This is a genomic window from Polaribacter sp. L3A8, from assembly GCF_009796785.1.
GTDB lineage: Bacteria > Bacteroidota > Bacteroidia > Flavobacteriales > Flavobacteriaceae > Polaribacter.
Genome location: NZ_CP047026.1, coordinates 1537816 through 1559905, shown reverse-complemented (window position 1 = coordinate 1559905; position 22090 = coordinate 1537816). Strand labels below are relative to the sequence as shown.

The following is a 22090-nucleotide window of genomic DNA, read 5'->3' as shown; positions in this document are numbered from 1 at the left end:
ATTTTTTGCAACGTTGTTGTATATGGTTTGTTGCGTGTTTCAGGCAACTAATTTAGTAAATAATTACGGACAAAGAAAGTCCGCGAGGACTTTCGCAAGTAGGCTAGAACTAGCAATAAATTATATACGGTGTTACCACACGTTTTTTTTGTCTTTAAATCAACTTCATTTTTAAGATAGTAGACTGATTTTTCAAATTTTTTATTTTATGTTTAAAAAATGAATTACCTATGATTTTTATATTTAGGTTTTTCTGTTTTTATTTTGTTACCTTTTAAATCAAATACATCATAATCTAAATATTCATCAGCCCATCCATATTCTATTCCATTTTGGACGAAAAAATACTCTCTTTTTCTTTTTACCCAAGTATTCATAATAGTGTCATACTTTATTGGTACAAGCAATTTAGACTTTTTATTTATTATACCCCATTTACCACCATCTACTGTCCATTGATGCCATTCATCATCTCCATCATGTAGAGTGATTATCCCTCCATTATTGACTGCAAATATGCCTTTTTCTAATTCTTCGATCCAATCATATTCAATGGGCACTATGATTTTATTGTTTTTATTAATTACGCCAGATTTAGCTCCTTCCATTGTTTCCCTAAAAGTTTCTTTATTGAAATTAAAAATCATTTTACCTTTAAAAACCTTGTAATAATCTGATGACTCAAAAAAATCAATAAAACTATAGGAAGGTTTAATTATTTCTTTTCCTGAAGTATCGATTATGCCCCATTTTCCTGAACATTCTTCCATTTCATTAATATGATCTCCACGTCTTATTTCCTCATTATGTTTATGATTATAATATTCATTTGTTTTATCAATTATCACTTTTAGTTTGTCATTTAAATCTTCTTTAGATGGTGCACTATCTATATTGGAATGAGGGAAACGAATATATGTGTAAGGTAAAAAATATAATTCACCATTTATAGCTACCTTGTATGTACCTCTATTATCTTCTGCAAAAACAAAACCTCTTTTAAAATTACCTAAAAGTCTTCTATATTTTAAATCTAGAATTAGATTGTTATTACTATCAACAATACCATTTTCATCTTTTAAAATTACTCTAAACCTATTAGATGTGAGTTGAATTATCCAATCATATTTTACTGGGATTTTTAGTTTGAAATTTCCACTCAATATACCTCTCTTTTTACCATCTGAAACTATTAAATTACCAAATTCATTTATTTCTAGCAATTTCAAATTTATTTCTTTTAGTAGCTTTCCATTTAAATCATATATAACAGAGATATGAGGTGAAACTCCTTTTTCTCTGTAATTCTTAACATATTTTTTACATTCAAACCAGTTATTTTTTTCCCAATGAGTTATATTAAAAAAAAGAGGTTCAATTAAAATTTTTTTATTCTTATTGAAAACCCCATAATTTCCATTTTTTAGAACAAGTATTTTTATATTCTCATTAATTTTCATTTCGTTGTTAATACCATATTTTTTAATAATAAACATTCTGGTTGAATATGGTAATAAATTAAAAAGTTTTTTTGTAAATATTTTAGAAAACATCTTCTATATTTTTAAATTATCGAAATCATAATTAACATCTTGAGAAATGTGTGGTAACGGGTTTGTTTATGGAAAGTTGCGTTTTTGTGTGCGAGGAATTTCCAACGGAAATTCAGAAGTGCACAAAAATGCAACTAGCTTTTAGTTTTGCTAAAAATAGCAATTTTCTATAAACGGTGTTGCAAAAAGTACTTTTTTTTTTACAGTCCGTATTTTTATTCTTTATTCTAATTTTTGTTTTAAAAGACAATTTTAATTCACAAATTTGGATGTTTTTTAAATCCGTAAAGATTTTTAACTCCGCAATTTTGGAATTCCTTTTTTGTTTTTTCACAGGAGTAAAAACTCCAGATTTACTTCATTTCAAATGTTGCTTATTTTCGCAAATAGTTTTAATTCCGCAATTTTGGAATTCCTTTTTTGTTTTTTCACAGGAGTAAAAACTCCGCATTTACTTCATTTCAAATGTTGCTCATTTTCGCAAAGATTTTTAATTCCGCAATTTTGGAATTCCTTTTTTGATTTTTCACAAGAGTAAAAACTCCGCATTTTACTTCATTTCAAATGTTACTCATTTTCGCAAACTTTTTAAATTCCGCATTTTGATAAAATTTTGATTAGCGAGAGAGTGTCCCACATTTTCCATTTTTACCAAATTAAAAACTCCAGAATAATTCAGACTTTACTTTCCAATTTACTTTTCCCACGCAATTTTGGTGTATTTTTTGCAACGTTGTTGTATATGGTTTGTTGCGTGTTTTAAGTACCTAATTTAGTAAATAATTACCGACCAAGAAAGTCCGCGAGGACTTTCGTAAGTAGGCAATAAGCCAGCAATAAATTATATACGGTGTTGCCAGTAGTGCTTATGCCACTTTGAAATCAAATTCATTCATTTCAACACTAAATTTCACATTCGCTTTTAGTGCTTTAAATACTTTTAAAATTGTCTCGATGGTTACATTCTTTGTATTACGTTCCAATTTAGAGATTTGTGATTTTTGAACTCCAATTAATTCTCCAAGTTGTTCTTGAGTTAATTTTCGTTCTTTACGAACAGATTTTATCATATCACCAAGTACTTCCATTCGCAAGTCAAATTCGTATTTGTCTCGTTCAGGTGTTCCGACTTTTCCGATGTCCTTGTCTTTCATTTGGTCAAGAGTCATCATTTTCATTTTTTGTTTTTGTTGCCATAACTTTGAATTTATTCGTCAAAATATTCTGCTCTAATTTTCAATGCTTTTTCAATTTCCGATTTGGGAACTTTACTCACTTTTTTAATCATTCCGTGTGTTGATAAAACAAGTGTTTCTGTTTTGTCAGTTTTGTCCCAAAAAGCAAATAGTCTGTATTGAATTCCTTTATAAAGCGTCCTAAATTCCCAAATACCATCTGCTAATTTCTTAAACAGTTTTGGGTCATTTTCAAGTTTCGCTTTGTCTAAATTGTAATAGATTTTCTTTTTAGCTTTCGAGTCTAATTTGGACATAAAGTCAATTGCTTGTTCAAGAAATACTACTTCAAATTTTGGTTTCATTCAGTTCTATTGTCGTTTTACTCTGGCAAAGATAACAAAAAAGTTGAATTATATGGAAACTTTTTAAATTTTTCTCGCATTACTGGCAACGTGTTTTTGTATGGAAATTTGCGTTTAAAATGAACGGCATTTTTCCGCAGGAAAAATAGAGTTTATTAAAAAGTACAAACTTTTGATTAAGCCAAATTTAGCAATTTTTTATACAAGGTGTTGTAAAATGCGTGTTTAATTTCCACTTTACAAGTTATAAAATTCCTATTTCTTTTTTTTCCTTTTTTGAGTTTCTGAATAAATTCCGCAATCTTTATTTTTCAGCGTTTTCACAAGTTTTTAATTCAAAACATGAGTAAACCTTTATTTTACTCTTAGAAATCTCTCAGCCTTTCTAAATTTGTCTTTAAGAACGAATTTCTCCGACTTTTACTTAGCACTTTGCTTAATTCCGCCATTTTAGGTTCAAACAGTAAATAAGTTTCAAGTTTTCAGATATTTTCAAACAAGCTAAATTCCGCAAACTTTTTCCTTTTTTTGCGTTTTAAAACTCTGAAGGAAAAGAACTATTTTTCTTTTCTTAAAATTCTAAAAACCTTCTAATTTTTTTCAAAATTTTGATTCGCGAGAGAGTGTTCCAAAAAACTAATTTTTCAAACGTTTTATTTCGTTTTTTTGAGTTTTCAGACTTTAAAGCTAAATGTATTTTTAAATATCTGCTGTTCTTAAATTATACTTTCAGCCAGTTTTTTACAACGTTGTTGTTTATGGGAAAGTTGCGTTTAAAGTGAACGGCTATTTTCCGTAGGAAAATAGAAGTTTACAGAAATGCGACTAACTTTTGTAAGGCACTAATTTAGCAATTTTTTATAAACGGTGTTAGCAAATGCGTGTTTTTTGTTCTTCGTTCGTTCTTTTACATTTTTCTTTTTTTATTTCAACAATTCCGCTTTGGATTAAAAATTCCCACAATTTATGTTTTTTTGAGTTTGAGTAAATTTTCACTTTTTCACACTTTCTGAAACTTTTAATATTCTATAAATTTTCACGAGTAGGAGAGTGTTCCATATTTTTCAGTTTTCTCAAAATTTAGGGATTGAGTGAAAGTTCCGAAATTCTATTTTTCCTTATATTTTACAATTTCTCAAACTTGCTAAATTTAGTGTTCGAGTAAGAATTCCAACATTTTACTAAATTCCATAATTTGGTTTTTCAGCGTTTGATTAAATTCATTTTATTAAAACTCTAAAACTTTCCAATTTTAGAAATTTTGACCACCGAGAGAGTATTCCACTTTTTTCAATTTTTACTTTTTCAGAACCTGGATTAACAAACTAAAAAGCGAAAAGTTAGCTTTTAATAAAGACTTTTGTTCGGCGCCATTCCCAAGTTTTTGCTAACGTTTTTGTGTATTGAAAGTTGCGATTTATATGAACGGCTATTTTCCGCAGGAAAATAGAAGTGAATAAAAAAGCAACAACTTTTGGTTAAGCTAAAATTAAGCAATTTTTACTACACGGTGTTAGGTAAAGTATTTTATTCAATTATTGATATGAATTTTTTTCCAAAATTTGTCAAAATTATACTTTCGATTTTAGATGAATCTTCTTTTTCAAAAATTCCACCATTGCTTCCAATTTCATTCAGGTTGCTACTAAATCTAATTAAAGATTTATTCTCTATTTCACGGCAATATAATCTGAATTGATAAACATCTATTCCTTCGTTTCCGATATATTCAGAAAACTCAGTATGCAATATTTCATAGGATTTTATTTTATACATTCCCTCTTTCGTAATTAAGAATTTTAATACAAAAAAATGATTCGTGGAAAAATCATTAATTATTTTAATAAAAATGTTCTTCAAATCTTTTTCCCATTTAGTTTTTGGGTTTATAGATTCTATATAAATATTAGATAGAATTTTATATTTTAATTTTTCAGATGTTTCACTTGCTGATTTTAATATTTTATAGTTTAAATCGTAAAACTCAATTGATTTATAATATTCTTTAGGAATAATTATGTTTTCAATTTCTTTTAATCTTGGCTCAAGTTCTTTTAAATAGTTTTCAATCCTATCACTTCTTATTCTGTCACCAATTCCGAACAACGATTCTTGAATAGCAGTCCCAAATGGACCTAAAGAAGAAAAAAACACATTAAAAAAAGCTGTTTTCCCAGACTTCTTTAATTCAGATATTTTCCAATTTTCGTTTATATTTTCCAATTTTCGTTTTATATTTTACCTAACGTGTTTTTGTATGGTTTGTTGCGGCTTTAAGCAACTAATTTAGTAAATAATTACGGACAAAGAAAGTCCGCGAGGACTTTCGCAAGTAGGCAAGAAGCCAGCAATAAATTATACAAGGTGTTGGCAAATCGTTTTTTTTATTCAGATTATTAATTCGGTTTTTTCTTTCCACCGTTTTTAAGTGAAAGATTTTAAATTCAAATATTATGATAAAATATATTAAATTATTATTCAAACAAATTCAAAACGTATCTTTGAAAGAAAAAGAGAAAATGTATAAACCTAAAATTGACGATTTAGATAAACTAAATACAGATTCATTGATTCATATTCTCAATGAAGCAAAAGATTTTTTAAACTACACTATAGAAGAGTCGAATAAAATTACTCAAAGAGCTCTTACATTTTTCTCAATATTTTTCAGTTTAATTTCCGTAGTTTCAGGTTATGCTTTTATTAATTTTGGAAAAAAAGATTCAAAATTATATATGACTTTCGGACTTTTACTGATACTTTTCTGTTTTATCTTTTACTTATTTAAAATTATTTTTCCTCGACAAATTTATACAAAAGGAAGAGAGCCAGATAAAATGTTTTTTAGAACAAAAATTATACACTCCAAAAGTCTCTAAAGAACACAATTATACAATAACAATTATTAATGAAATTTCTTCTATTCAAAAAAAGATTCAAGGAAATAAAAAAATAAATATTAAAAGAATTACTTATTTAAAAACTGTTTTAATTCTCTCACCGATAATTCTTTTAATATATCTAATTGTTTGTTTTTTCGTATTAATCAACTAATATTATCTAGCATATCTTTTTCAGTACTATCAGGTTGTGGTTGATCATCGTAATCAGTAAAATATTCTTCATCGTCTAGTAAATTTTTCATATTATTTCGGTTTTTAATGTTTGCCAACGTCTCCGTATATGAAACGTAGCGTGTTAAAGTTAAAATAATTTTGGGTTGGGCAATGAGCCGAATTTTTAGATTTTGTTTTTAACTTATCAATCTTAAAAGTCAAATTTAAAAATTTGGCGGACTTCGCAAATAAGCAAAAACCTTTCGGAAAGCCTATCCTAGCTATGTTTTATATACATTGTTGGCAGTAGTTTTTATTCATACGTTGGGTCGAATAATAAACCTTTATTTTGTTTTGCTTCTGCTTCAATTTCCTTACTTGTTAATTCAGAAAGTTCTTCAAGTCTTTTACCAACTACAAAATATGGTTTTTTCTTATCGAATTTTTTCAATTCAAGTTTTACTGCTTCTATTTTATCTATCAGTTCTTTTATTTTCGAATCAGAGTCTGATAGCTTTTTTGAATTTCTTTTCGGTCTGTAATTTGAGTTAAGTCAGTCAAATTCAAATTTTCACTTAATTCTATAAGCTCACTTTTTAATTCTGTATTAGAAAATTTGTTTTTAGATATGTAGGTTGTTATTTGCTTGAGTTTCGTTTCAATTTTTTTGAGGTATGACCTTTCTACTTTTAAAGGTTCTAATTTTCTCGAATTGTTGTAAAAATATATATTTCGAGATTCCAAAATATTAAAAAAGAAATGGTCTTGAATAATTGATTTACTTAAAGTCGGTATCCAATTTTTATAAACTGTTTCATAAGCTAAAAGCCATTCTTTATTATTTAAATTGTCCGTATTAATCATTTCAGTAACTGAAGTGAAATCAAAGTTCTTAATTCTGTTATTTTGCTGAAATAAGTCAAGTCCAACAATAATTCCTGTAACGCTTTTACTTTTAAAAACCATTTCATAAATATCTTTGGTTGGTTGAATTTTAAATTCGTTTAAAATCCAAAGCGACCAAGTCAGTTCAAAATCGTGTTGATTTTCGTAGTTCCTTTTGATGATTTCGAAGCAAAATTCTTTTAAGCGTTTCTTTGAAACTAATTTTTCGTAAGTAATTAATAGTTTGGCAATTTTATTTAAAGAACTTGTCTCAATTAAACCAAGTCTAAAGAGCAAAGATTCAAAATAATCCCAATTTTCCTCTTCAATACGAACAAAATTAAATTTATTTAAAGCTAATTTTAGTACGCTATCTTTCGGGTTTTCTTGTGCGTGTCTAAAAGCAATAGAGAAGAAATTCCATATGTCATCCTTTTGGTCATTTTCAGATGGTCTAAAATAAAATGATTTTATATCAAGTGCCCAAGGTTTTTCTAATTCACTTTGTGTTCTTGAAATCTCTGTTTTTTCATCATTAATTTTTAACTCAAAATCATTTAGAATTTTTTCAATTCTGATAGTCCTATTTGAGCATCTAACTCCGAATTAAAATATAAAGCATAGTCGTCATAGTATCTATAACCAAGAAAATCTATATTTTTTGATTTTAGTTTTTTTTCAAGATGTTTATCAATATGACAAGCAATTACTTCTGCTTATGAATGAAGTATCTGGACCAATAGGTATTCCCATTGTTTGCTGATTTTGACACCACATAAGTCTATCGTCAATATCATCTCCATAAATATTACTTACCTTTAATGGGTCTGTATTACTTAACGCTCGATTCCTTTTGTATTTATCTTTTCCTCCAAATGTTACCCAAGGAACTGAATGAGTATAAATTGATGGATAAAATTTTGCAATATCAGTTTTTAATTGAACAGCATATTTAAAAGAGTTTATTATGCCCGATTCTTTAAAGAAACTAAAATCATTGTGTTTTACTGAACGTTTGTTTTGTTCAATTTCAGTCTCAATTTGTGGTTTCGTAGTTGATAAATTAGAATCATTAAATAGTTTTGCAATCTCTGTATAATTGTCCACAATTGCTTGGGATAATTTACCTTGGTGAATTGGGTTTGGTATTTTAATTATTTTTCTTGCTATTCCACTTTTTGGAATATTAAATTGGCTACAATCTGAATAGTTTAGTCGATTTTTAAAGATTTGTTTTAATCTAACTTTTTTTTCTGTTTTTTCAGGTCTGGATAGACCTGTCATAGTATTAACAGAATTCTGCAATGCCGTTAAACTTGCATTTTTGGTCGAATCAGCTAATGCCGATATATTCGTAAAATCGTTACCAAATAATTCAGTAAAGAATGATGGCGGAAGCTCTTTAGGAAAATATCCTTTATTCAATAAATGTTCAATGTTCATTCTTTTCTCAAATTACTGCCAACGTGTTTTTGTATGGAAAGTTGCGTTTTAAGTCGACGGCTATTTTCCGAAGGAAAATAGGAGTTGACAAAAATGCAACAAACTTTGATTAAGCCAAATTTAGCAATTTTTTATACAAGGTGTTGCCAAATGCGTTTTTTTATTTCCGTTTCCATATTTCATTTATTGTTCACGTTATTTTTAATTTACAAATAGTATTTTCATTAAATTCCATTTTTCAGGTATTTCCAATTCCACAAACTTGATAAATTAAATTCTGAGTAAAAATTCCGCAATTCTGGTTTTTCAACGTTTGAGTGTTTTCTCACGTGTTTAATTCCGACAATAATTTTCACTTTATTTGATTTTCAGAAAATTCTCAGCCTTTCTAAATTTTGTTTTGGAGAAAATTCCACACAGTTTTTGTCCCGCATTTTACTCAATTCCACATAGTTTGGAAATTCTCATTTGAGTGATCTTTCCGCAATCTTGGTTTCAGCGTTTGAGTAAATTCCTTTTTTGTAAAATTTAGTAAATTCTCCGATTTTTCAAAATTTTAATTCGCGAGAGAGTGTTTAACTTTTTTCAGATTTCAGGTTTACAAACTAAAAAAAAGCCAAAATTATATTTTACTAAATGACTTGTATTCGGCTCGATTCATCAGTTTTTGGCAACGTTGTTGTATAAGCTTTGTTGCGTTGTTTAAGCAGTGAATTTAGTAAATAAAACACGAACGGCGAAATTCCGAAGGAATTTCCCAAGTGAGCCAAAACCAGCAATAAAGTTTATACGGTGTTAGCTACAGTTATTTTCTCAAGTAGCCTAACCGAATTAAATCAGATTTTTCTTTTGTTAAATAAACCTTTTTATTAGCTACCAAGTAAATTTCATCACTTATATCCTTGATATGTTCATATAAATGGTCTGAAATTAATATTCCTTTTTTTCTTTAGATTGAATAATTAAATTCTTGATTTTTTGAACGTGAACAGGCATAATTTGAGAAAAGGGCTCATCAAGTATTGCAAATTTTGATTCTGATTTTAAAATGAGATATGTTTCAATAATTCTTCTTTCTCCTCCCGATAATGTTCCTAAACAATTTTTGATGTTTTTTAAATTCGGGAAAAGATTCTGCAAAATCAAAAAAATCTAATTTAAAAAAATTGAATACTGTTTTTATTTTCAGTTTTTTTGGAATAAAATTGTTTTGAGATAAATATAAGATATCTTTATTTGACGGATTTTTATTGAAAAAAGAAACGTCGTTAATCCGTAATGATTTTTCTCTTGGTTTGATAATTCCTAAAATTATTTTGAATAAAGAGGATTTTCCCGAACCATTTCTTCCTAATAAAGCTGTAATAGTTCCTGCCTCAAGTTTTAAGTATACATTGTTTAATATTTGATTCTTTTTAACTTCAAATAAAACATTATCAATTTCTAATTTATTTTTCTTCATTTAAGTTAATATTATCATTATTAAATAAATCATAAAGTCAAAACTAATAGTTGAAATCCATAAGGATTTGTTAGAGATTCCAAGGTTCTTGTAAAAAACAAATTCGTTTTTATGTGAGTCATTTATGAAATAATAAATAATTCCTAAAGTAATTATTTTAAAGAAAGTTAGTAATGAAATGATGAAGCCACTTCTTTCCCAAAGATTTATTAAATAGCATAAAAATCCAGATATTATGATACTTGCTAATGTAAATGACTTATAAAAATATAATATTAAATGTATCTTTTTCACTATTCTGTTTTTTTATTTATTGTCAAACTCATATCTTTTCCAAAAGTAATTATTTTTTGTAAATGAGTGAAATTGTAGCTAACGTTTTTGTGTATTGAAAGTTGCGATTTATATGAACGGCTATTTTCCGCAGGAAAATAGAAGTGAATAAAAAAGCAACAACTTTTGGTTAAGCTAAAATTAAGCAATTTTTACTACACGGTGTTAGGTAAAGTATTTTATTCAATTATTGATATGAATTTTTTTCCAAAATTTGTCAAAATTATACTTTCGATTTTAGATGAATCTTCTTTTTCAAAAATTCCACCATTGCTTCCAATTTCATTCAGGTTGCTACTAAATCTAATTAAAGATTTATTCTCTATTTCACGGCAATATAATCTGAATTGATAAACATCTATTCCTTCGTTTCCGATATATTCAGAAAACTCAGTATGCAATATTTCATAGGATTTTATTTTATACATTCCCTCTTTCGTAATTAAGAATTTTAATACAAAAAAATGATTCGTGGAAAAATCATTAATTATTTTAATAAAAATGTTCTTCAAATCTTTTTCCCATTTAGTTTTTGGGTTTATAGATTCTATATAAATATTAGATAGAATTTTATATTTTAATTTTTCAGATGTTTCACTTGCTGATTTTAATATTTTATAGTTTAAATCGTAAAACTCAATTGATTTATAATATTCTTTAGGAATAATTATGTTTTCAATTTCTTTTAATCTTGGCTCAAGTTCTTTTAAATAGTTTTCAATCCTATCACTTCTTATTCTGTCACCAATTCCGAACAACGATTCTTGAATAGCAGTCCCAAATGGACCTAAAGAAGAAAAAAACACATTAAAAAAAGCTGTTTTCCCAGACTTCTTTAATTCAGATATTTTCCAATTTTCGTTTATATTTTCCAATTTTCGTTTTATATTTTACCTAACGTTGTTGTATATGGTTTGTTGCGTGTTTTAAGTACCTAATTTAGTAAATAATTACCGACCAAGAAAGTCCGCGAGGACTTTCGTAAGTAGGCAATAAGCCAGCAATAAATTATATACGGTGTTGCCAGTAGTGCTTATGCCACTTTGAAATCAAATTCATTCATTTCAACACTAAATTTCACATTCGCTTTTAGTGCTTTAAATACTTTTAAAATTGTCTCGATGGTTACATTCTTTGTATTACGTTCCAATTTAGAGATTTGTGATTTTTGAACTCCAATTAATTCTCCAAGTTGTTCTTGAGTTAATTTTCGTTCTTTACGAACAGATTTTATCATATCACCAAGTACTTCCATTCGCAAGTCAAATTCGTATTTGTCTCGTTCAGGTGTTCCGACTTTTCCGATGTCCTTGTCTTTCATTTGGTCAAGAGTCATCATTTTCATTTTTTTTTTTTGTTGCCATAACTTTGAATTTATTCGTCAAAATATTCTGCTCTAATTTTCAATGCTTTTTCAATTTCCGATTTGGGAACTTTACTCACTTTTTTAATCATTCCGTGTGTTGATAAAACAAGTGTTTCTGTTTTGTCAGTTTTGTCCCAAAAAGCAAATAGTCTGTATTGAATTCCTTTATAAAGCGTCCTAAATTCCCAAATACCATCTGCTAATTTCTTAAACAGTTTTGGGTCATTTTCAAGTTTCGCTTTGTCTAAATTGTAATAGATTTTCTTTTTAGCTTTCGAGTCTAATTTGGACATAAAGTCAATTGCTTGTTCAAGAAATACTACTTCAAATTTTGGTTTCATTCAGTTCTATTGTCGTTTTACTCTGGCAAAGATAACAAAAAAGTTGAATTATATGGAAACTTTTTAAATTTTTCTCGCATTACTGGCAACTGGTTATATGCAATCAAATATATTGATTATCGGTTAAATTCTTCCGGATAATAAAAGTTTTTTCTTTTCATTATCATGCTTGTTTATTTTCTGTAAAGCAATGTCTAACGGGTTTTGTATTTCCATTAAGTCTTTTCTTCTTACATGAGTGTAAATCATGGTGGTTTCGGGTTTTGCATGGCCTAAAAGTGATTGTATATATCTTATGTCTACACCATTTTCTAATAAATGAGTCGCATAACTATGTCGCAGTGTGTGTGGGGGTTACAACTTTTTTAATATTTGCTTTTAAACAACTTCTCCTTAAAAACTGACGTACACTTTCTGTACTATATTTTCCTTCATTTTGTCCTTCAACAAAGTAGATCTTGGGCTTGTAAGAATGGTAATAGTTAGTTAATAGTGGTAAAAAACTATCAGCTAAACTAACATATCTGTCTTTTCTCCCTTTTCCGTTTTTTACAATAAGTTGTTTTCTTTCTAAATAGAAATCGGTTAACTTTAAATTAATAAGCTCGCTTATACGTAATCCGCAAGAATAAATTAAAGCCAAAATAGCTCTATGTTTTAAATTCTGAGTAATTTGTATAATAGCTAAAACTTCTTCTTGCGATAATACACTTGGGAGTTTTCTAGATTTTTTAGGTCTTTCTAATACAAGGTTGTTAATTTTTGTGTGCGGATAAAAAATAATAAAAATTTTTAACGCACTAATAAACTGTCTTTGAGAACTAACAGAATAATTACGTTCAATAAATACTTTTTCAATAAAAAGTTCCACATCTCTATTGGTAAGTTCTTCTAAAGTTTTTTTTGTATGGAAATTAACAAAATCAGCAACAAAAAAAGTATAAGTTTGTATTGTACTTTTACTATATCTCTTTCCTTTTAAAAAAAGATAAAAATTATTAAGAAGTTTCTTTTCTTCAGTGGTTAAATTTCTCTTAAACAAACCTTTTTTAGGAAGTTTGTCTAAATTTATATTTGTTAAATCTTTAAAATTTTTTAGAACAAGAGCTAAGTTTTCTTCACTGTACTTAACGTGCCAACTATGTAGCGTTTTACTCCATTGAGCACCATCTAATTTTCTTGTTACTTCAATAAGTGTATTGTTGTAATAAAACTTTAAAAGTAGTCGAAGTTCTTTTCTATGAGTTTTTTGTTCTAAAAATATTGTTGGATATGTCAAACTTATTCAATTTATAGCAGTTTAAATATAGTGTTTTTTTTTGAATTAATTGCTATTAGAAGAAACAATATTATAGGTAATAATAAAAAAAGATTAGATTTAGATAGTTAACGTTCTTTATAAGTGAGCATAGGTATTTATATTTTCTCTTCGGATAAAATATTACTAGAGTATTTTTTTTGAGGTTGCTAGTAATAATTTTTCATTTATTCATATTCTAATAACAAACAATTTAGCCATTTGATATTTAAAGTTCTTTAAAAGGACGAAGTTATTTCTATGTTTTTTTGTTCAGAATAATTCAATTTTATAGTGCAATCGTGTACTTTATCGTGTAATATTTGTGAAAGTAAGAAAAATGTAGACATAAAAAAACGAATTGTGAGACACAATTCGTTGATTTAATTAACATTAAGTTTGTAGCGAGAACGGGATTTGAACCCGTGACCTCAGGGTTATGAATTCTAAAAAATAGATATCAAAATAAATTAAATGTATTGGTAATTAATTGTTTATTAGTGTTTTAATTTTTGTTGATATTAAATGGTTTCATATAATATCATCAAATGTTGTACCTATGTTGTACCTGAATTTTGTGTCTTTAGCTTAATAAATTTAACAAAGAGTTTTCAATTAAAGCAGTTTTAAGAAAAAAAGTAAATTCTCAAAAATTATATCCTATTCCACTTAGGATTATAAAGGATAGAAAAGCTACTTTTATTTTTATTGGTCAATATATAAAACAAATTGACAGGGATAATAAAAATTGTGCTGTTAAAAAGTCTCATCCTGATTTTTTATATAGCAATCAACTTATTTTAAATAAAAAGTCTGATGCCAATAAAAAATTAATTGATGCTGAGATGGAAGTTAATTATCATTAGGTAACAGCAATAAAAAGTAAAGTTTTAAATTAAAAAAACGAAAACTTTTTTTAATAGCTAACTATTATTTGAATCAACTAAAAAATAGAAAACAATTTCATCAGGTAGATATCGAAAAATAGCGCATTCTCAAAATGGTATACATAAGGTCATGTCGTAATTAAGTCGCTGTTTTTGGTTTTATTCAAATTCAAAAGAATAACTAAAAGATATTCCAGATTTATTAAAGAAAAAGCAAAAAGTATTTTTTATTGAAAGGAATGAAATAAAAGAGCAAAGTAAATAAAATCAAAAAAAACTGAATTATAAAGATTGTAAACTTTATATAAATAATAGTTTTAGTTTTTCTGGTTTTTTTAATCTACTTACTGTCTTTTGTAATTGGTAATCTAAAATTTCTCTTTATTAATAGGGTAATTTGCTTATTCTATAATACATCATGCACGTTTTTTGTTATTGCTTTAATGGGTTTAAAAGTAATTTTATTACTCGATAAAAGGCTTAAGAATTATAAACGGTATTAGGCCATTTTTTTTAACTTAAAACAATAAGGTTTGTATTATTTAGGATTAGATATTGGGAGTTCTTCTATAAAAGCGGCTTTGGTAGAAGTAGAAACGGGAAAGAGTTTAGGAGTTGTACAAGAACCTAAAGAAGAAATGGGGATGTTTGCTCAAAAAAATGGTTGGGCAGAACAAAAACCAAACGATTGGTGGATGCATATTTGCAATGCAATTACAAAGCTAAAAAAAGAATACAATATAAGTAGAACTCAAATTAAAGGGATTGGTATTTCGTATCAAATGCACGGTTTGGTTTTAGTAGATAAAAAAGGAAATCCACTTCGTAAAAGTATTATTTGGTGCGATAGTAGAGCCGTTGCAATAGGAAACAATGCATTTAATGAGATTGGCGAAGAAAAATGTGCTTCACATTTATTAAACTCACCAGCAAATTTTACCGCATCTAAATTAAAATGGGTACAAGAAAATGAACCAGATATCTACAGTCAGATTCATAAATTTATGTTGCCTGGAGATTATGTAGCTTATAAATTTTCAAACAAAATAAATACCACTATTTCTGGTTTATCAGAAGGTATTTTTTGGGATTTCAAAGAAAACACAATTGCAGATTTTCTTTTAACACATTATGGTATCAATAAAAATTTGGTGCCAGATATCGTAGACACCTTTGGTATTCAGTCTTTAGTAGATGAAAAAGGAGAAGCAGAAAGCGGAATCGCTGCTGGGACTCCAATTTTTTATAGAGCAGGAGATCAACCAAATAATGCATTGTCATTAAATGTATTTAATCCAGGCGAAGTTGCTGCAACAGGTGGTACATCTGGTGTTGTATATGCAGTTACAGAAAGTTTATCAGGAAAAGAAAGCACTCGTGTAAATAATTTTGCACACGTAAATTATACAAAATCCAATCCAATAATCGGGAAACTTTTAAATATCAACGGAGCCGGAATTCAGTACCGTTGGCTGTTAAATAATCTAGCTGTAGACTCTTATGAAGAGATGAATATTTTAGCATCAGAAATTCCTGTAGGTTCAGATGGCGTTTGCTTAATTCCTTTTGGTAACGGAGCAGAACGCATGCTAAACAACAAAGAAATTGGTACCAGAATTGTAAACATGAATCTAAATAACCATCACAAAGGGCATATGTGTAGAGCTGCCTTAGAAGGTATTGCTTTTTCATTTGTGTACGGTATGGAAATCATGAAATCAGACGGAATTAAGCCTAGCGTTATTAGAGCAGGAAACGACAATTTATTCCGTTCAGAAATATTTGCAAACACGGTAGCAACCTTAATAGAGCAAGAAATTGAAATCTATAATACAACCGGAGCTATTGGTGCGGCAAGAGCAGCAAATTTACACAAAGGCGATTTCGAAGCTTTCGGAAAAGTAATTATGGACAATGACCATGTTATGACTTTTATGCCTTTTAAAGACCAAAAACCTTATTTAGAGGCTTATAACAACTGGAAAAAAGAATTAGAACTTGTTTTAAAAAATCAATAAAATAATAAAATTTAGGGCGTTCCCTAAAAAGGTCGGGCTTTACATTATATCTTTTTGCAAAAAAGCAAAAAGGATGTCATTTCAATCCCTAACGCAATACAGCTCAATAAAAAAATTATACAAATAAACAATTAAACAACATTTAAAGATGGCAAATAAAGAATATTTTAAAGGAATCAACAAAATTCAATTCGAAGGTAAAGAGTCAGACAATCCAATGGCTTTTAAATACTACAACCCAGAACAAGTAGTAGCAGGTAAAAAGATGAAAGAATGGTTTAAATTCTCAATCGCTTATTGGCATACATTCTGTGGTCAAGGAGGAGATCCTTTTGGTCCAGGAACACAAAGTTTTGGTTGGGATAAATCTACAGACGCAGTACAAGCAGCAAAAGACAAAGCAGATGCCGCTTTTGAATTTATCAACAAAATAGGTTTTGATTATTTCTGTTTTCACGATTACGATTTAATTCAAGAAGGCGCAACCTTTGCAGAATCTGAAGCAAGATTAAATGCCATTACAGATTACATAAAAGGGAAACAAGCAGAAAGTGGTGTAAAATTATTATGGGGAACAGCCAACTGTTTTTCGAATCCACGTTATATGAATGGAGCTTCTACAAATCCAGATTTTGATGTAGTTGCCAGAGCAGGAGGTCAGGTTAAATTGGCTTTAGATGCTACTATTAAATTAGGTGGAGAGAATTATGTTTTTTGGGGAGGTAGAGAAGGTTACATGTCTTTATTAAACACAGATATGGGACGTGAGTTAGACCACATGGGGCAGTTTTTAACCATGGCAAGAGATTATGCTAGAGCACAAGGTTTTAAAGGATCTTTCTTTATTGAGCCTAAACCAATGGAGCCAATGAAACATCAATATGACTTTGATTCTGCAACTGCAATCGGATTCTTAAAAGAATATGGTTTAGACAAAGATTTTAAAATGAATATTGAGGTTAACCACGCAACTTTAGCACAACACACTATGCAGCACGAAATGGCTGTTGCTGCCAAAGCAGGCATGTTAGGAAGTATAGATGCAAACAGAGGAGATTACCAAAATGGTTGGGATACAGACCAGTTTCCAAACAACATACAAGAAGTTACAGAAGCAATGTTAGTTTTCTTAGAAGCAGGAGGTTTACAAGGTGGTGGCGTTAATTTTGATGCAAAAATCAGAAGAAATTCTACGGATATGGACGATGTTTTTCACGCACATATTGGTGGAGCAGATACATTTGCAAGAGCATTAATTACTGCAGATAAAATTATGACTTCTTCTTCTTATAATTCTTTAAGAGAAAAAAGATATAGTTCTTTTGATGCAGGAAAAGGAAAGGATTTTGAAGCAGGGAAATTAGAATTAAAAGACCTATACAACATTGCGCAAGAAAATGGGGAATTAACATTACAAAGTGGTAAACAAGAGTTGTTTGAGAATATTATCAATCAACATATATAAAACGAAGAGACCTTTCAAAATTTAATTTTGAAAGGTCTTTTAATAAAACTTAGTTATAAAAAAGACACACAAACTAACTTCTAGAAAACTATGGGGAAATCAACAAATTCAGGGTATCTTATTAAGTTAACATTAGTAGCCACTTTAGGCGGATTACTATTTGGTTATGATACCGGTGTAATTTCAGGAACTGTAGGTTCTCTAGATAGTTTTTTTGTAATTCCAAAAGGATTATCAGAAACAGCTGCAAGTGCTTTTAAAGGGTTTTTAGTGTCAAGTGCATTAATAGGTTGCATTATTGGTGGTGTTTTTGGAGGGGTAGTCAGTAAAAAATTAGGAAGAAAAAAAGGGTTAATCTTAGCCGCAATTTTGTTTTTAATTTCAGCTTTAGGTTCTGCAATGCCAGAAATGTTTATTGGTACTTTAGGTGAGTTAGACCATACATATTCAACCATATTTATTGTGTATAGAATTATTGGAGGTATTGGAGTTGGGTTAGCATCTATGTTATCACCACTATACATAGCAGAAATTGCACCTGCAAAAAGTAGAGGTAAGTTGGTTTCTTTTAATCAATTAGCCATTGTTGGTGGCTTTATGGTAGTTTATTTTGTAAACTATTTTATTTCTAGAAGTGGAGGTTCAGATGCTTGGTTAAACTCTGTTGGCTGGAGATGGATGTTTGCATCAGAAGTAATTCCTGCAGGCTTGTTTTTAGGACTTTTATTCTTTGTGCCAGATACACCTCGTTCTTTAATGTTGCGAAACAAACCAGAAGAAGCGTTAGAAGTTTTAGTAAAAGTAAATGGAGAAGAAGAAGGAAATAGAGTTTTGACAGAAATAGAAGCTTCTATGAACGAAAAAACTTCAGGGCATATCTTGTCTTTTGGTTGGTTGGTAATTATCATTGGAGTTTTACTTTCTATTTTTCAACAATTTGTAGGGATTAATGTAGTGTTATATTACGCTCCAGAAATTTTCAAAACCATCTCGTCTGGTACAGATAGTGCCTTGTTAATGACCATTATTGTAGGTATTGTTAACTTCTTATTTACCATTGTTGCTGTAAAAACAGTAGATAAATATGGTAGAAAACCATTAATGATTATTGGAGCAGCAGGTATGGCAGTAGCCATGGTAAGCTTAGGTTTTGTGTTTTATGTAGGAGCAACAGGTTATTTGGCATTGTTTTGTATGATGTTGTATGTTGCAAGTTTTGCAATGAGTTGGGGACCTGTAACTTGGGTTTTATTAGCAGAGATTTTTCCAAATAAAATTAGAGGAAAAGCTTTGGCAATTGCAGTTGCAGCTCAATGGATTTCTAACTATTTAGTGTCTTTAACATTCCCGATGATGAATGATAATTCATACCTAACAGGACTATTTAATCATGGTTTTGCGTATTGGGTATATGGAATTATGAGTGTTCTGGCAATGTTATTTATTATGAAATATGTTCCAGAAACAAAGGGTAAAACTTTAGAAGAAATGGAAAGTCTTTGGAAAAAAAAGTAATAAAAAAATCAATTTAGAATAATTATTAAACCCAATTGATTCCAATATTTTCAATTGGGTTTATTTACAAATAAGTAATAATGAACAAGAAAATAGACCAACAAGCGGCTGATAATATTAGAGCTTTAGCAGTTGCAATGGTAGAAAAAGCAAACTCTGGGCATCCTGGAGGACCTATGGGAGGTGCAGATTTTATGCACATCTTATATTCAGAATTTTTAATTTCGATCCTTCAGATATGACATGGGCATTTAGAGATCGTTTTTTTATGGATGCAGGGCATTTATCAACCTTAATGTATGCGCAATACTATCTTTTAGGCAATTATAAAAAAGAAGATGTTGCTAATTTTAGACAATGGGGTTCAATTACTCCAGGGCATCCAGAAGTAGATGTTGCAAGAGGTATCGAAAATACATCAGGACCTTTAGGCAGGGCATACTATGGGAGTTGGTGCAGCAATTGCGGCAAAATTTTAAAGCTCGTTTTGGAAACTGGATGGATCATAAAGTATATGGTTTTATTTCTGATGGTGGAGTGCAAGAAGAAATATCTCAAGGAGCAGGAAGAATTGCAGGTCATTTAGGGTTGAACAATTTTATTATGTTCTACGATTCTAATGATATCCAATTATCGACATCAACAGATGAAGTTACTTCAGAAGATACAGCCATGAAGTACAAAGCTTGGGGCTGGAAAGTAGTTACTATTGATGGGCATAACCATGATGAAATAAGGAAAGCATTAAAAGATGCGAATGCCGAAACAGAAAAACCAACCTTAATTATTGGTAAAACAATTATGGGGAAAGGTTGTGTAACATCCGAAGGGAAAACTTTTGAAGGTGAATGCGAATTACACGGACAACCTATTGGAGCCTCAGGAGCAGATTATACAAAAACTTTATTAAATTTAGGTGCAAACCCAGAAAGTCCATTTGATATTTATGGTGATGTAAGTGAATTTTATCAAAATATATTACAAAGAAAAATAGTAGAAGCAAGAGATAAAAAAGTTGACATTTCTATTTGGAGAGAAGCTAATTCTGAATTAGCAACAAAATTAGATTTCTTTTTATCAGGAGAATTACCAGCATTAGATTTCGAAGGAATAACCCACAAAGCAGGTTTAGCATCAAGAGCAGCTTCTTCTGGAGTGTTAGGGTATTTGGCTGAAAATGTAGAAAACATGATTGTTTCTTCTGCAGATTTATCAAATTCTGATAAAACAGACGGATTCTTAAAGAAAACGCACGCACTTAAAAAAGGAGATTTTAGTGGATCATTTTTACAAGCTGGAGTTGCAGAATTAACGATGTCTTGTATCGCAAATGGAATTGCGTTACATGGAGGAATTATTCCTGTTGTGGCAACTTTCTTTGTGTTTTCAGATTATATGAAACCAGCTATTCGTTTAAGCGGAATTCAAGAATTGGGTGTAAAATATGTGTGGACGCATGATGCTTTTAGAGTTGGAGAAGATGGGCCAACACATCAACCCGTAGAACAGGAAGCACAAATTCGTTTGTTAGAAAAATTAAAAAACCACAGTGGAAATCCGAGTTTCATGGCTTTACGTCCTGCAGATTCTGCAGAAACAAGTGTTGCTTGGAAAATGGCTTTAGAAAATAAAAATACACCAACAGGTTTAATTTTATCAAGACAAGGCATTAAAGATTTACCAACCAAAGGAGCATCATCAAGATATCAAGAAGCATTAGCAGCAGAAAAAGGTGGTTATTTGGTAAAAGAAGTAGAAAATCCTGATGTAGTATTAGTTGCAAACGGATCTGAAGTAGCAACACTAGTAGCTGCAGCAGCAATTTTAGAATCAGAAAACGGATTGAAAGTAAATATTGCTTCTGTAATTTCTGAAGGAGTGTTTAGGTTACAATCTAAGGAATATCAACAAAGTGTTATACCTAAAAATAAACCATTATTCGGCTTAACTGCAGGTTTACCAGTAAACTTAGAAGGTTTGGTTGGTGATGCAGGTAAAGTATTTGGATTGGATCATTTTGGGTATTCTGCACCGGCAAATATCTTAGATGATAAATTTGGATTTACAGGAGAAAAAGTAAGCCAACAAGTATTAGAATATTTAAAAACAGTATAAAATTAAAAGTATGAAATTTTTTATAGATACAGCAAATTTAAATGATATTGCAGAAGCAGAAGCTTTAGGAGTTTTAGATGGAGTAACCACCAATCCATCTTTGATGGCAAAAGAGGGGATTACGGGAGCAGAAAATATTTTAAATCATTATAAAAAAATCTGTGATATTGTAGCAGGAGATGTTTCTGCAGAAGTTATTGCTACAGATTATGATGGAATGATTGAACAAGGAACAGAGTTGGCAGCCTTACATCCACAAATTGTGGTAAAATTACCAATGATTGCAGACGGAGTAAAAGCATGTAAATATTTTTCTGATAAAGGGATTAAAACCAATGTAACTTTAGTTTTTTCTGCAGGACAAGCATTATTAGCCGCAAAAGCAGGTGCCACTTATGTTTCTCCGTTTTTAGGAAGATTAGATGATATTTCTACGGATGGATTACATTTGATTAAAGAAATTAGACAAATTTATGATAACTACGGATTTAAAACTCAAATTTTAGCAGCATCTGTACGTAATACTATGCATGTTATTAATTGTGCAAAATTAGGTTCTGATGTAATGACAGGACCATTGTCATCAATTACAGGTTTATTAAAGCACCCATTAACAGATAGTGGTTTGGCAAAGTTTTTAGAAGATTATAAAAAGGGGAATTAATGCTGTGAGCATTGTTATGAAGAAGGAAAAAAGGTAAATTCTATGTAGAGTTTACCTTTTTTTTATGCAATAATGTTTTTAGGATAAACCTCGTAAATTATAAGTTATTAGTATCATATGCTTAATCTATAACATTTCATGCACGTTTTT

General features: G+C 29.4%; 22 protein-coding genes. 9 read left to right on the top strand and 13 right to left on the bottom strand.

Annotated elements, in window-relative coordinates:
• Positions 1-224: 224 nt before the first annotated feature.
• The 4 genes from GQR92_RS06265 to GQR92_RS06250 all read right to left on the bottom strand — a co-directional run bounded on the left by GQR92_RS06265 (position 225) and on the right by GQR92_RS06250 (position 5316).
• Complete coding sequence (locus GQR92_RS06265; RefSeq protein ID WP_158838307.1) at positions 225-1553, bottom strand: WG repeat-containing protein; 1329 nt, start codon at positions 1551-1553, stop codon at positions 225-227.
• An 866-nt stretch (positions 1554-2419) separates the two neighbouring features.
• Positions 2420-2731, bottom strand: coding sequence for a helix-turn-helix domain-containing protein (locus GQR92_RS06260; protein WP_199269192.1), 312 nt, complete (start codon positions 2729-2731; stop codon positions 2420-2422).
• A 29-nt stretch (positions 2732-2760) separates the two neighbouring features.
• A complete protein-coding gene (locus tag GQR92_RS06255) occupies positions 2761-3093 on the bottom strand; it encodes a type II toxin-antitoxin system RelE/ParE family toxin (protein WP_158838299.1) in 333 nt (110 codons plus the stop codon).
• Positions 3094-4620: 1527 nt separating this feature from the next.
• A complete protein-coding gene (locus GQR92_RS06250; RefSeq protein ID WP_158838301.1) occupies positions 4621-5316 on the bottom strand; it encodes a hypothetical protein in 696 nt (231 codons plus the stop codon).
• A gap of 230 nt (positions 5317-5546) precedes the next feature.
• On the opposite strand from GQR92_RS06250, the gene GQR92_RS06245 reads away from it, so the two are divergent.
• Positions 5547-5972: a hypothetical protein gene (locus tag GQR92_RS06245; RefSeq protein WP_158838306.1), complete on the top strand. Its 426-nt coding sequence runs from the start codon at positions 5547-5549 to the stop codon at positions 5970-5972.
• Between the two features lie 490 nt (positions 5973-6462).
• Here GQR92_RS06245 and GQR92_RS06240 read toward each other — a convergent pair whose 3' ends face one another.
• From GQR92_RS06240 to GQR92_RS06200, 9 genes are all read right to left on the bottom strand, one after another.
• Complete coding sequence (locus tag GQR92_RS06240) at positions 6463-6600, bottom strand: hypothetical protein (protein WP_158838305.1); 138 nt, start codon at positions 6598-6600, stop codon at positions 6463-6465.
• Positions 6601-6638: 38 nt separating this feature from the next.
• A complete protein-coding gene (locus GQR92_RS06235) occupies positions 6639-7331 on the bottom strand; it encodes a hypothetical protein (RefSeq protein ID WP_158838304.1) in 693 nt (230 codons plus the stop codon).
• A 393-nt stretch (positions 7332-7724) separates the two neighbouring features.
• Positions 7725-8477: a hypothetical protein gene (locus tag GQR92_RS06230; RefSeq protein WP_158838303.1), complete on the bottom strand. Its 753-nt coding sequence runs from the start codon at positions 8475-8477 to the stop codon at positions 7725-7727.
• 1060 nt (positions 8478-9537) lie between these two features.
• Complete coding sequence (locus tag GQR92_RS06225; protein WP_158838302.1) at positions 9538-9939, bottom strand: ATP-binding cassette domain-containing protein; 402 nt, start codon at positions 9937-9939, stop codon at positions 9538-9540.
• Positions 9940-10451: 512 nt separating this feature from the next.
• Complete coding sequence (locus tag GQR92_RS06220; RefSeq protein ID WP_158838301.1) at positions 10452-11147, bottom strand: hypothetical protein; 696 nt, start codon at positions 11145-11147, stop codon at positions 10452-10454.
• A 158-nt stretch (positions 11148-11305) separates the two neighbouring features.
• A complete protein-coding gene (locus GQR92_RS06215; RefSeq protein WP_199269192.1) occupies positions 11306-11617 on the bottom strand; it encodes a helix-turn-helix domain-containing protein in 312 nt (103 codons plus the stop codon).
• Positions 11618-11646: 29 nt separating this feature from the next.
• On the bottom strand, positions 11647-11979 hold the full coding sequence (locus GQR92_RS06210) for a type II toxin-antitoxin system RelE/ParE family toxin (protein WP_158838299.1): 333 nt from the start codon (positions 11977-11979) through the stop codon (positions 11647-11649).
• Between the two features lie 123 nt (positions 11980-12102).
• Complete coding sequence (locus GQR92_RS18125) at positions 12103-12228, bottom strand: hypothetical protein (protein ID WP_302849602.1); 126 nt, start codon at positions 12226-12228, stop codon at positions 12103-12105.
• An 82-nt stretch (positions 12229-12310) separates the two neighbouring features.
• Positions 12311-13258 carry a tyrosine-type recombinase/integrase gene (locus GQR92_RS06200; protein WP_158838298.1) on the bottom strand — a complete coding sequence of 316 codons (948 nt, stop codon included), beginning with the start codon at positions 13256-13258 and terminating at the stop codon, positions 12311-12313.
• Between the two features lie 632 nt (positions 13259-13890).
• Here GQR92_RS06200 and GQR92_RS18150 point away from each other — a divergent pair.
• From GQR92_RS18150 to fsa, 8 genes are all read left to right on the top strand, one after another.
• Positions 13891-14142: an Arm DNA-binding domain-containing protein gene (locus GQR92_RS18150; RefSeq protein WP_158842013.1), complete on the top strand. Its 252-nt coding sequence runs from the start codon at positions 13891-13893 to the stop codon at positions 14140-14142.
• Between the two features lie 554 nt (positions 14143-14696).
• Positions 14697-16181 (top strand): xylulokinase, encoded by a 1485-nt coding sequence (locus tag GQR92_RS06190; protein WP_158838297.1) that lies wholly within the window; start codon positions 14697-14699, stop codon positions 16179-16181.
• Between the two features lie 148 nt (positions 16182-16329).
• Positions 16330-17646 carry a xylose isomerase gene (xylA, locus tag GQR92_RS06185; RefSeq protein WP_158838296.1) on the top strand — a complete coding sequence of 439 codons (1317 nt, stop codon included), beginning with the start codon at positions 16330-16332 and terminating at the stop codon, positions 17644-17646.
• 90 nt (positions 17647-17736) lie between these two features.
• A complete protein-coding gene (xylE, locus tag GQR92_RS06180) occupies positions 17737-19161 on the top strand; it encodes a D-xylose transporter XylE (RefSeq protein WP_158838295.1) in 1425 nt (474 codons plus the stop codon).
• An 80-nt stretch (positions 19162-19241) separates the two neighbouring features.
• On the top strand, positions 19242-19403 hold the full coding sequence (locus GQR92_RS17950; RefSeq protein ID WP_233270032.1) for a hypothetical protein: 162 nt from the start codon (positions 19242-19244) through the stop codon (positions 19401-19403).
• Positions 19400-19747, top strand: a complete 348-nt coding sequence (locus tag GQR92_RS18070) for a hypothetical protein (RefSeq protein WP_254712456.1) — start codon at positions 19400-19402, stop codon at positions 19745-19747. The genes GQR92_RS17950 and GQR92_RS18070 overlap by 4 nt, the downstream gene beginning before the upstream one ends.
• Entirely contained in the window at positions 19660-21276 is a 1617-nt protein-coding gene (locus tag GQR92_RS18065) for a transketolase-like TK C-terminal-containing protein (RefSeq protein WP_254712455.1), read from the top strand. The genes GQR92_RS18070 and GQR92_RS18065 overlap by 88 nt, the downstream gene beginning before the upstream one ends.
• A gap of 10 nt (positions 21277-21286) precedes the next feature.
• The gene (gene fsa, locus GQR92_RS06170) at positions 21287-21940 is read left to right on the top strand and encodes a fructose-6-phosphate aldolase (protein ID WP_105048301.1); all 654 of its coding nucleotides are present in this window, start codon (positions 21287-21289) and stop codon (positions 21938-21940) included.
• Positions 21941-22090: the final 150 nt, after the last annotated feature.